Origin of the sequence: Shewanella sp. S1-58-MNA-CIBAN-0166 (assembly GCF_040310085.1) — a bacterium.
Classification (GTDB): Bacteria; Pseudomonadota; Gammaproteobacteria; order Enterobacterales; family Shewanellaceae; genus Shewanella.
Window position 1 is genome coordinate 80,713 of sequence record NZ_JBEOPN010000004.1, and the last position, 12,633, is coordinate 93,345.

Annotated in this window: 9 protein-coding genes and 1 pseudogene; 2 read left to right on the plus strand and 8 right to left on the minus strand. The window is 40.2% G+C overall.

The genetic code is table 11. The features are described from left to right. Window positions 1-13: 13 nt before the first annotated feature. Both nlpI and pnp read right to left on the minus strand, forming a co-directional pair. Window positions 14-925, minus strand: a complete 912-nt coding sequence (nlpI, locus tag AAEY99_RS04195; protein ID WP_101085734.1) for a lipoprotein NlpI — start codon at window positions 923-925, stop codon at window positions 14-16. Window positions 926-1,071: 146 nt separating this feature from the next. After that, entirely contained in the window at window positions 1,072-3,168 is a 2,097-nt protein-coding gene (gene pnp, locus AAEY99_RS04200) for a polyribonucleotide nucleotidyltransferase (RefSeq protein ID WP_101085736.1), read from the minus strand. Between the two features lie 398 nt (window positions 3,169-3,566). Here pnp and AAEY99_RS04205 point away from each other — a divergent pair, with 398 nt between their 5' ends. Continuing rightward, window positions 3,567-5,603, plus strand: a complete 2,037-nt coding sequence (locus tag AAEY99_RS04205) for a putative bifunctional diguanylate cyclase/phosphodiesterase (protein WP_351009306.1) — start codon at window positions 3,567-3,569, stop codon at window positions 5,601-5,603. Between the two features lie 234 nt (window positions 5,604-5,837). Beyond that, a pseudogene (locus AAEY99_RS04210) lies at window positions 5,838-6,356 on the plus strand (IS3 family transposase); the annotation flags it as partial. A gap of 22 nt (window positions 6,357-6,378) precedes the next feature. Here the strand turns inward: AAEY99_RS04210 and AAEY99_RS04215 are convergent. The 6 genes from AAEY99_RS04215 to pilV form a co-directional block, all read right to left on the minus strand. Beyond that, window positions 6,379-6,684, minus strand: coding sequence for a TapY2 family type IVa secretion system protein (locus AAEY99_RS04215; RefSeq protein ID WP_351009308.1), 306 nt, complete (start codon window positions 6,682-6,684; stop codon window positions 6,379-6,381). After that, window positions 6,681-7,073, minus strand: a complete 393-nt coding sequence (locus AAEY99_RS04220) for a type IV pilin protein (RefSeq protein ID WP_351009311.1) — start codon at window positions 7,071-7,073, stop codon at window positions 6,681-6,683. Before AAEY99_RS04220 ends, AAEY99_RS04215 begins: the two co-directional genes overlap by 4 nt. Window positions 7,074-7,090: 17 nt before the next feature. Beyond that, on the minus strand, window positions 7,091-10,609 hold the full coding sequence (locus tag AAEY99_RS04225) for a pilus assembly protein (RefSeq protein WP_192114420.1): 3,519 nt from the start codon (window positions 10,607-10,609) through the stop codon (window positions 7,091-7,093). An 11-nt stretch (window positions 10,610-10,620) separates the two neighbouring features. Next, window positions 10,621-11,040 carry a pilus assembly PilX family protein gene (locus AAEY99_RS04230; protein WP_351009387.1) on the minus strand — a complete coding sequence of 140 codons (420 nt, stop codon included), beginning with the start codon at window positions 11,038-11,040 and terminating at the stop codon, window positions 10,621-10,623. A 66-nt stretch (window positions 11,041-11,106) separates the two neighbouring features. Further along, on the minus strand, window positions 11,107-12,081 hold the full coding sequence (locus AAEY99_RS04235; protein ID WP_502959490.1) for a PilW family protein: 975 nt from the start codon (window positions 12,079-12,081) through the stop codon (window positions 11,107-11,109). Then, window positions 12,078-12,632, minus strand: a complete 555-nt coding sequence (pilV, locus tag AAEY99_RS04240; protein WP_351009314.1) for a type IV pilus modification protein PilV — start codon at window positions 12,630-12,632, stop codon at window positions 12,078-12,080. Before pilV ends, AAEY99_RS04235 begins: the two co-directional genes overlap by 4 nt. Between the last annotated feature and the right edge of the window lies 1 nt (window position 12,633).

Genomic DNA, 12,633 nt, shown 5'->3' on the forward strand with positions numbered 1-12,633 from the left:
GGCAAAGTGTTTTTTAGCTCTTAGATGACAATTCGTTAGATTGTTGAATCATATTTTTCATTCTGGCTAATTCAATTCTCGCATAACGATGCTCAACAAAATCATAAATATTGGTGGCTAACGTTAAACGATAGAAATTAGCCGCTTGCTGATATTGACCATTTTCAGCAGCATGTTTCGCTAAGTAAAAATAGGCTTCACATAAACGTTCTGCATATTCTTTAGGCTGAGACAAACCTTCTTTTGCGGCAGCAAATACTTGTTCTTGATTTATCTTACCTAAGTAAAAATCGACTAATACACTGGACCAGTCTTTATCCTTTAACTGCTGACGCTGTATCGCAAGGTCTGCCAAAGCAGGCTTACTATCGATTGAGGAAGACATCAAATACAGCCATAAAGCTCGATAACCGTCACTTGGGTCACGATCATAGAATGCTTTCATATCATCAACGGCTAATTCGTAACGTTCGCCATAATATAATGCAATACCACGATTTAAAAAGGCATAGTCATAGTTTGGTGACAGTTCGAGTACACCATCAAATGCTTCATAAGCACTATCAAACTCGCCTTCTTGAGTGTAATAAATACCAAGAAAGTTATATGCATCGGCTAGATCAGGCTGTAATTTTAATGCTTGATGAAAATCGATTCTGCCAAGTAGACGTAATCCGACACTGTCATAAATGACCCCTCGATCGTAATGAAAACGTGCACGTTGTTCGTCAGTTAACTCCATGGTAGCCAAAATTTCATTTAGCTTTGCGAGTGTCACTTCTAATTTATAATCAGGCATAACCGGCGCGACAATCATCTGCCCTGCAATATTATCATTTGAACCTAACGTTGCAGCACACCCTGACAACAACATACTTGCACCGACAACAACGGCAACGATTGTGGTGCGTAGTTTACATTCCATCCGCTTTACCTTATCAGGTTCTATTAATATTCAATATCATAGCAATCTGGCAATCTAAGAGCCATGCACATTACAGATTATTTTTTTATAGATAAAAAAAGGAGATCAAATGATCTCCTTTTGTGTCGTTAAGCCTTTAAATTACATTACTCAGCAGTTTCTTTCGCTTGAGCTTCTTTAATTGATAGTCTTACACGACCTTGACGATCCACTTCCATTACTTTAACAGCAACTTCTTGGTTCATCTCTAAATGGTCTGACACGTTAGCAACACGCTCATCGCTAATTTGCGAGATGTGAACTAAACCGTCTTTACCAGGAAGAATGTTAACGAACGCACCAAAATCAACGATACGAATAACTTTACCGTTGTAGATACGGCCCACTTCAACTTCTGCAGTGATTTCTTCAATACGACGGATTGCTTCTTTAGTCGCTTCACCGTTTGAAGAGGCAATCTTCACAGTACCATTATCATCAAGCTCAATTGTAGTACCCGTTTCTTCGGTAAGCGCACGAATTACCGCACCGCCTTTACCAATAACGTCACGGATCTTCTCAGGGTTAATCTTGATGGTAGTGATTCGTGGAGCATGGGCAGAAATATCGTCACGATGTGAACCAATAGCTTGATCCATAACGTTTAGAATATGAACACGAGCACCATAAGCCTGTTGCAGTGCGATATCCATGATTTCTTTAGTGATACCTTCGATTTTGATATCCATCTGCAATGCAGTAATACCATCACGAGTACCGGCTACTTTAAAGTCCATATCGCCTAAGTGATCTTCATCGCCTAAGATGTCAGAAAGCACAACGAAATCGTCGCCTTCTTTAACTAGACCCATTGCAATACCCGCAACAGAAGTCTTGATTGGTACACCTGCATCCATCAATGCTAATGAAGTACCACATACTGAAGCCATTGAGCTTGAACCGTTAGATTCAGTAATTTCAGATACAACACGAATGCTGTACGGGAATTCTTCAGCTGAAGGCATCACGGCATTCATACCACGCCATGCTAACTTACCATGACCGATTTCGCGGCGCTTAGGTGAGCCAACCATACCTGTTTCACCAACAGAATACGGAGGGAAGTTATAATGAAGCATAAAGCGATTAGTACGTTCGCCCATGATGCTATCAATCTTCTGCGCATCACGTTCAGTACCTAAAGTACAGGTTACTAATGCTTGAGTTTCACCACGTGTAAATAATGAACTACCGTGAGTACGTGGAAGTACACCCGCTAAAACACTTAACGCGCGGATCATATCTGGTTCACGACCATCGATACGAGGCTTACCACTGATAATACGGCCGCGAACAACGCTTTTCTCTAAACTACCGAGTAAGTTGTCTACTTCACGAGTATCAACATCTGGATTCTCTGCAACTAGTGCAGCTTTAGCAGTAGATTTAACAATACCGACTTGTACATAGCGGTCTTGTTTAACTTCAATTTGGTAAGCTTCTGTCATGCCAGCTTCTGCAAGATCTTTGATTTTAGCAACTAACACTTGATCTTGAACTGGTGCAGTCCAATCCCATGTTGGTTTGCCAGCTTCAGCCTTGAACTCGGCAATAGCATCAACAACAACTTGTTGTTGATCATGTCCGTAAGTTACCGCACCTAACATGATTTCTTCTGCAAGCGCTTTAGCTTCAGATTCAACCATAAGTACAGCAGCTTTAGTACCCGCAACCACTAGGTTTAGTGAACTTGTTGCAAGCTGATCAACTGTTGGGTTAAGTACATATTCATCGTTGATATACCCAACACGCGCAGCACCTAGTGGGCCACTGAAAGGAATACCAGAAATAGCTAACGCTGCTGAGGTACCAATCATCGAAACAATATCTGGCTCGATTTGTGGATCAACAGAAACCACAGTGATGATAACTTGAACTTCGTTTTTAAAACCGTTAGGGAATAAAGGACGAATAGGACGGTCAATAAGACGCGCAATCAGAGTTTCATCTTCTGATGGACGGCCTTCACGCTTGAAGAAACCACCAGGAATTTTACCTGCAGCATAGGTTTTTTCTTGATAGTTAACAGTTAGCGGGAAGAAGTCACGGCTTAAATCCGCTACTTTTTTACCAACTACAGTAACTAATACTGTGGTATCGCCCATGCTTGCTAAAACTGCAGCATCAGCTTGACGTGCAATAACACCTGTTTCTAAGGTGACTGTATGTTGACCATACTCAAAACTCTTTACAATTGGATTCACGTGACCCATTCCTTAATTTAATGACCTTTAATTACGCGCACAAGTATACTTCAATTAGACCGAATAGTTAAATAGACGCGAGTTACAGAATGTGAAAATCTTTAAAATAATCATTTTCCTACATGAGATCATCGTATTAACAAATGATTTAGACGTTATTAAGCAAAAAACTTTACGATTAAGTGACCTGAGGTTTGCTATTTGATTTGATTATTGATGACAAGACAGATGAATTTGACTAAAGTTGTAGCTAATAGTGTCAATTTTTGTAAGGGTTAACGAATTAATTAGCCACGTTAAGATTGATTTAATAGAACCTATAAATCATGAGTAACTTTAGCATTTTAAAATGCTAAAACCAACGTAGAATTAGTCACTTATATGACATGGAATAATACATGACTGCCCGTTTTAAGTCTCTTACATGGAAACAAACTAACTTAGTGGTATTTACTGCTTTGTTTTTTGCAATTGCCATCTTTATCGTAGAAATTGCGTTAGTTGTTATAACGACTAAACAACAGCTTACAGCAGCACAGCAAGAACTACTCAATTCCGTCGAGCAAACCACTACGAATGCGGTATGGTCGTTAGATGACAAACTTGCTAGTCAAACACTCGAAGGCATCATCAAAGTAGATAACGTCGGTTCAGCGGTCATTGAGCTTGATGATGGTTCGCTATTTGTATCTGTGGCCAATGAATCTGATGAGTTTTCCAATAACTACATATCGTTAAGTAATCGTCTTTTTGGTAATTTGAAAGAAATTTCCCGTTCGCTGTATCGTCCGTTCTACTTTGAAGGCAACAAACAACAGCAACTCATTGGCACATTGACCATTTTTTACGACACCCAAAAACTGACGACTAAACTCTTCAGTCAGCTACAACTTGGGCTAATAGCGACATTGGCTCGCGCACTATTGCTCACTTTAGTATTAACAGTGGTGTTTCATCGTTTTTTAACACAACCCATCGCACGTATTAGTGAAGCTATTGATAAAATTGATCCAGACTATCCTGATGAAAACTTGTTGCCGATGTCTCAAGCCCATAAAGATGATGAATTAGGCCTAGTGACCAGTAAATTTAATCAAATCTTATTACAATTCAGCCAAACTCAAAATAAACTGCGAAAAATGGCGACACGTGACCCATTAACAGGGCTACCGAATCGAACCTTATTGTTAGAAACACTCAATGTGACAATTCAACGTTCACGTGTTCATAAGCGAAATTTTACACTACTTTTTATAGACTTAGATCGTTTTAAAAACGTCAATGACTCTTTAGGTCATGCATTAGGAGATCAATTCCTCGCCCGAATCGCACGTATTTTAGAAAGAGTGGTAGGTGATCGAGGTAGCGTAGCGCGCTTAGGCGGCGATGAATTTGTAATTTTAGCCGATGAAATTCAAACCCCATCACAAGCAGCTGATTTTGTTGATAAGTTGCTGATCCAATTAAATACTCCAATTCAGCTAAACGAACATGCTATTCACCCAGCGGCGTCTATCGGTATATCGATATATCCCGAAGATGGTAACACCGCAGAGGATTTAATTCGTCATGCAGATATTGCCATGTACAGCGCTAAAGCCGCTGGTTCTAATCAATGGTCGTTCTTTAAACAACAAATGACCGAACGTGCTGCAGTGAGATTACGTACAGAAGCCTCGTTACACGATGCTTTGAAAAACAACGAGTTTTTATTATATTTTCAACCTAAATTTGACTTAAACACCAATAAAGTCGTCGGATGTGAAGCTCTTATTCGCTGGCAAAAAGACGGCCGATTAATAAGTCCTATGTCATTTATCCCTGTAGCCGAAGAAACCGGTATTATCATCCCTATTGGACGTTGGGTTATCGAGCAAAGCTGTAAAGTCATCAGGGAATGGCAACGTAAATATAATTATGCTATCCCTATTGCTGTGAATGTGGCCTCGCAACAATTTGCAGATGCCAGTTTAGTACCTGATATTAAGCAACTGGCGATCCGTTATCAAATACGTCCGGAATTACTTGAAATAGAAATTACAGAAACGTCACTGATGAATGATGTTGAACAAGCAATTACCAAATTAGAACAACTCAAATCAGCGGGTTTTGGTATTGCGGTCGATGATTTTGGCACAGGATATTCTTCATTATCATATCTACGTCATTTGCCGATTACCACAATGAAAATTGACCGTGCATTTGTTAGCGATCTTCCAGAAGATAGCGCAATTGCGTCAACTATTTTAATGCTCGGGCGCCAGCTTGATTTGACCATTGTTGCTGAAGGTATTGAAAACATTCAACAACTTGAATGGTTAAAAGAAAATCAATGTGAAATCGGTCAAGGTTTTTACTTCAGCCAGCCATTACCCATAGAAGAATTTGAAGAAAAATATATTGCCTGTAATACCGCGAAAATAATGCATGTTTAACGGCAACAAACGCAAGCCTAAATCAGACATGCCAAAGTATTCATTAGCGGCCAATTATGAATAAAGCTTGATCGTAAGAGTTGGGTTGGTCTGTGGCGAGTTCGTCACAATAAAGCGGTATTATCTAAAGGTGGCTGTATTAACCTTCCGCAGGTTATATTACCTCATCTAAAGAGCTTAATTTTTTCGGCAAAATTGTAAGCATTCTCTATTCTCTATTCTCTAAAAAATTCTACTCAACCGGATCAACTGTGGTGTGGCGATATGACGTATGTTTGGGTTGGTTATCGTTGGGCATATTTAGCGGTGGTTCTAGACCTGTTTTCCCGTAAACCTGTTGGGTGGGCGTTGTCATTATCGCCTGACAGCGAGCTGACATGCAAAGCCTTGAAAATGGCATTTGAGTTAAGGGGGAAACCTGAGAATGTGATTTGTCACAGCGATCAAGGTTCACATTACACAAGCTTGAAATTCAGACAATTATTATGGCGTCTTCAAATTGAGCAAAGTATGAGTCGTCGCGGGAATTGTTGGGATAGCACGCCAATGGAGCGCTTCTTTAGAAGTTTGAAATCTGAATGAGTACCCGCCAGTGGTTATGGGAATTTTACAGAAACAGACAAAGCGATCACAAATTACATCACTGGATATTACAGTGAAACTAGACTTCATCAATATTATGGTGGGTTAACGCCAAATGAGTCAGAACGTTTATATTGGAGTGACTCTAAAGCAATGGCCAATTTTACTTGACCACTACAGTGCTAGCTATAAGTTAATAAGTTCTTTGCTCATCTAATTCTCGCACGTATGCATCTTTAAATTTTTTATCTTCTGTAATACATTCAACAACTCGTTTAACCAATAAACGTTCATTAGATATTGTTGGCACGTATTCCGCTAGTAGAGCACTTTGCTCTTGTATCGCTAATTTTTTTTCCCATTCAAACAAGGCAATATTTGGACCGTTAGGTGTTTCTATATGGCATTTATACGGAATATAATCAGTTTCATCTTCTGCAAAAGCAGAATAAGTATTAAAAAAATATAAAATTGCTATAAATATTATGCTTATCCTCATTTCCAACACTCCGTAGGTGACTTAGCACCCGTTGAGGTTAACGATATCGTTGCACAAGCCGTATCACGAGTCGCTTGTACTCCAACAGCAGTAGCTGTCACGGTGTAATCATCACCACTCAGCGTTGTATCAACCTTATAATAGGTATTTTCAACAATCCAAGGATCTGCTTTCAGCCCTAGTTTGGTCATGTCTGTTGCAAAGCTTCGATGATCTAAATAATACTGTTCTTGCAAATTGGCAACATGCATTACCCCTGCCAGACCGTCACCACGAGCGCCTTTAGCAACAAACTGAGTATAACTAGGATATGCAATTGAAGCTAAGATCCCCACGATCACAACAGTGATCATCACTTCAATTAATGTGAATCCTTTCTGATTTATCATTGCTTTTTTACTCACCTTTATTCATCAATATGATAATAAATTTTATTAACGCCTGGACCAGCACCGATACATTTATTATCACCAGCAGCACAGCCATCACCCTCATCATCCACTTTATCCATATCATCACCAGCAGAGCCAATACCAATTAAATACATATAACTATCTGATGTACCATTTGGTGGTATGACTAACTGAGGCGTATCAGGTACTCGTGCGCCCATTTCTAAATATTCTTGAGTATATGAACGAGTACCTTTGTGTAAATCAAAGCCGTATAATCGACCTTCACCAGATGCAAGACATTGATTTGATGATGTCACATCGCCTGGAACATAAGAGGTAAAGTACACTTTTCCTTGAATGATTGTAGATGCCGATAAACTTTTTTCTCCTTTCGCGGCGAAGTTATAATACCAACCTCGTTTTGCACCAAACTCAATATTTTGCTGTTCAGTTGTCGGAGGCGTAGAAGATACATTATAAAGATTTGCTAACTCCAACGGAGCAGGTATCTCTTTACCTGCAGCGCCAGTAAACGATTTAGTCACGACATTACGGTCTTGTAACACAAAAAACTTGTCTGAGCGCGTTGTATCTAAAGGATGTGGCCTGTGACCACTGCCTACGGTAACTGCATCATAAGGAATATTCTGGTACGTCAAACTAGTAGTAGTATTACTATCAGCATCCGTCACTGACACTTGAGAAATATTAGTAAATACTGTTTGCGCCACTGCAGGTTCGGCAAAAAAACGTCTATCGGTTGCTTGTGTAGAACCACCTAGACTCGCAAACTTAAACGCCGTCCACGGACTGGTAGAACTCGTCGGTGAAGCACTGGGTAAATCCATACGCCAAATATTAGCCCCTGTGTCAGTTGCATATAATCTGTCAGTCAATCTATCACCGTTACTGTCTAATATTGCAATACTATTTGGAATGCTATCAACAATACCAGGTAATTGTGTTCCACTAGAACCTGTACCAAATCGATACACTAGGGCTCCAGTTTCAGCGTTTAAAATATAAACACTGCGACCGGTAGTGTCATCAGTACCAACCCCTGCACCATCTTTTGTTGAAGGGTTATATCCACCGCCAATAATCACAACTGGAGATGCGGTACCAGCAGAGGTATTACCCGCTGGCACTCCTGGAATAAACGTGACCACAGGCTCAGCCCAAGACTGGCCCATATCACTCATCCCTGTGGAGCTCGGGTCAACTTTCCACATAAATTGTGGTGAATCAGGATTGGTAATGTTGAGCGCATAATAAGATTTCCCACCGCGGCGCATACCCACAAATAACCAAGCTTTATCAATTGCACCTGATGCATTTCTTTTTACATATGCAACAGGCGGGCTATCCATTCCGTAAACAGAATGAACGCCTGTTGGTACGTTTGCCCTTAACTCACGAAGGTTAGGCAGTAACTCTTGCGGCATAAATGACCAGGACTCTTCAATACTCGAACCACTGTCTTTAAACATGTGTAAAAAGCCTGCATTGGTGCCCAGTAAAATACGTATATCTGGTGAGCTTTCAGTACCATAGTTAATGGCTAACGGTTTAGAATGCAGTGGGTCGCCCATAATATCTGAGCGCTTATCTGTTGTTGAACCGTCTTTGTCTTCATCATCAACATCAATGCCGATCGCCCAATCGAATAATTTAGTTAACTCAGATGTGTCTACGCCCATAAAGGCAGCCAAGGCAGCTTCACTGCCAATACCTGGACTGGTTACAGCTTTTGATTTAGTGAAAGCTTCAATAGCGCCACCTGTACCAAAGTTCCCGTATAACGTTCGACTTGGCGTTGATTGAAGCTTAGTTAATGCTCCACCGATTTCAACATTATTACCATCACCGCCGCCGCTTGTGGCACTGCAGACAGCATCCGATGTCCAATAAGAACATGCCGACGAGGCCAAATTACCATCACCATCAATGGCATCATTACCATTTTTATCGACAACATCACCAGATCCAGTCACCTTAAATTTTTTCAAATTACCAATCCAACGAGGACCTTCGTTAGGTAAAAACATCGCGTAATAAACCGAGTCTAATGTTTGGGTTCTATCAAAGTTATTACTGGCAACTGATGGTGAAGTGAAACTTGAATTAGTTTCTAGAATATTAGAGAAGATAGATTGTAAAGCCTCTTGCAATCTTGCAGCATCGGATGCTGGAAAATATGCACCGCCGCCACGATTTGCTGTTTCTTGCAGAAGTGTTGCAACACTCGTTGCACCAGAACCATAACCAATGGTATAGGTCGATACAGTTTGTGTTCCATCAAGGCTAGTATTAACATCATTTGTGTTTAACCAGCCTGCTAGCGCAGCTAAATAACTACTTGAGTATCTATTACTGGTAGTTACACCTGAGAGACCTAAAACTTTACTATCTGCATCATTATCACTAACAGGAGCACCATCTGTAACATATATAATATAGGCCTTATCTTGACATTGTTTACCGACAAAAGGGGATGTGTAGACACCATTAACCTCTACAGTCAGGTCTCTAAATGGAGTTCGAGTAGGATCATCGTCACCATAATCAACACCTAAACCTGCAAAATAGCGGTAGGCTTCATAAAGGTTTTCGCATAAAGGGGTATTACCGCCAGCGGTAAAACTACCGATGGTGGTGAGTAAGTTGGATTTATTAGCATCATTATTCGTTGTTATGCCATATACAATTCTACCACCGTTTGTACTGCTACTAGTATTTCGGTTAAACACACTCAAACCGAAATCAACACCAGGTGTTGTAACAATTGTATCTTCAATTACCCGTTGGGCAACTTGTAGTCGAGAATAACTACTCTGAGTTTTAGTACTATGATACCAATCAACATACCTTTCGGTATATATTGTAATCGGTTGACCAATGCCAAAATTGGTTAATTTAGCTTTTGCGACGGCAGCATCAATTTCGGTTGAAGTCGATGAGTTATCGATAGCAGTATAACGAACAGGGTTTGAACTCACCCCTAAGCCATCGACAGGAAAACCGTTTGTTTCCTGACGGTTAGCATAATTCAATTCAGCTATATCTTCATAACAATCAACATATTGAATACCAGTTCCGTCAGTCAGAGGGAATTCAGACCATTCACCATTTTCACCAATATATTTGTGCTCACGAAGATATCCGGTAAACATACCATAATCTTTTAGATAGCGATCACTGACACCGCAACCATTAAACTTAGCTTCGAAATATTGGTTACTTGAAGACAAAGGAATATTACTACTGCTACGAGTAAAAAATAACTTAGTTGTTCCTCTTAAGCGAACGCCATTATTATTGACATTTTCATTACCACGGCTATAAGGATCGTCAGTCGAAAAACTGGTGCTCATACTGCCGGATGTATCAAAAATAATGAGTACCTGCGGTTTTGAGCCTGTACGCGCGGTAGACTCAAGTACATACAACTCAGTATCATCGGCAAAGCTGATGGATGAGTAAGCCAAAATTGCAAATAGCAATGTATAAGATAATTGTTTAAAAAACATGACTAACTCCTTCAGTACACTTCTTGTTCAATACCAGCAACCACTGTCACTAGCCCCATATTATTGCGGCCAAATGTTGCAGCGCTCGAAATTTCAATTCGGCGACAAAATATAGGAATTGAATTGCCTTTTACATTTCGTTGACATCGCACATCACCTACAATCAATGGCGTTATGGTATTTGTAACACCTAATTCATTATCAATTGTTTGAGAAATAGCTGTCATACTTGTGAAAGTGTTGCCTGTATTCGCCAAAATAACTTTATCTTGTCCGCCTTGAGCTGAAGCCATCGCTTCAATTCGTTCAGAACCCGCACCAGCCATTCTCAATGACTGTGTCGAATTGACTGCCAATGCCACACCAATCAAGGTCATTAACACTAGGACGATTAACGAAAAAAACAACACAATTCCCTGCTGCGTCTTTATTGATGTGATCATTTACCTACCTTTCCTGCATCCACTCAAAAACAAATTACGAAATGAGCTGTTATATTATTGGTTGATTAAAATTGGGTTTTCTAAAACGATAGTGCTCGATACCACTTTACGACGGTATTTATCATTGAGTGGTCCAATCGTTTTGTCTCCTAACTTATAAGTATTATCATTTTTATACGTTCTGTCTTCTTCACTTGAGCGCACCAATAAAAATACTCTTAGAGACACTAAACGTTGAAATAACTCATTATCCCACATTAATGTTGTCACATTTTGCGCTGGCATATAACTATCTGCTGTGCCATCACCATTACTGTCAAAACCATACAGGATACGCATATTTTCTATGCCTTCTACGAGCTGTTCTTCGTTATTCATGCCGTTATTTATTGATAACGTCCGACGTCTTAAAACGGGAGTGGTGCCGTCATTACGAACAAAGTAGACATGATGCTGGTATTCCCAAATGCGGCTATTCGCTAACCCAGGGGCAGCTGCACTGCCATTGAAAAATATGATTTCATTTTGCTCAGATGCTGCGTAATAGCGTGTTGCGGTGAGAACTGTTGCTGGTGGTCCTATTAAGCGTTTAATTTGGATGACATCCGTGGCGTTATTAGGTGAAACACACGCTAATGATTCTGCACTTACACCTTGCTCATATCCCCACAAGCGCCTGAAATGAGAAAGTTGTGTATTAGGAAAACTGGCATTATTCAATCCTGCACCCACGCAATCAGCCGTTACTGCGGTGGCAGATAACGTTGTATTACTGCCAACAATAAAATCAGTCCCCGTAATGTCACCCATAAAACCAAGCTGGCTTAAGTCGCGTTCCATAATCGCTAATGCGATTCGGCCATTTTCTTGTAATTGATTAAATTGACTTGTAGTTGTGACATTACTTGAAGACATGCTAAACATGGTAAAAAGACCAGCCGTTAAAAACAAACTGATCAACATCGCTACCATTAGCTCTACAAGTGACATACCTTGTTGCTCTGTTATCTTTGTTTTTTCAATCATCATCTTATAATCGCCGTATCTACATCTAACACACGCCGTCTATCACTACTGCTTCCACAACTTTTTACAAAAGTAGATTTCGCTTCAGTGCCATCTGAGGTGGCGCGAACTCCTTTCCAGGTCATCACCACTGTTACATCTGTCCCAACAACACGGATACACGCTGTTGGAGAATCTAATCCACCCACATTATTATTGTCAGATGATTTTTCATTTTCACCTAAAAACGCGCGTTCCCACTGATATAAGTCCCAGTTTCTTGTTTCAATGTTGGTACATAGAACATTACCACCCACAGCAACATCACAAGATTTGGCCGATGATATAGATGAACCAGTATAAGTCCCTGCATAGGTGGCTAGTTGACTACTGTTTATACGCATTCGATTAATGATGTCGTTAGCATAATACGAGGCTTGAGTTTGTTGAAAAGATTCGAAACTGCCTTTCTTGGCAACTAAATGAAGATTAAAAATCCCAATAAGGCCAATCACCAGAATAACCAGTGAGACCATTACTTCAATTAAGGAAAATCCATTCCTTTTGCATGACATG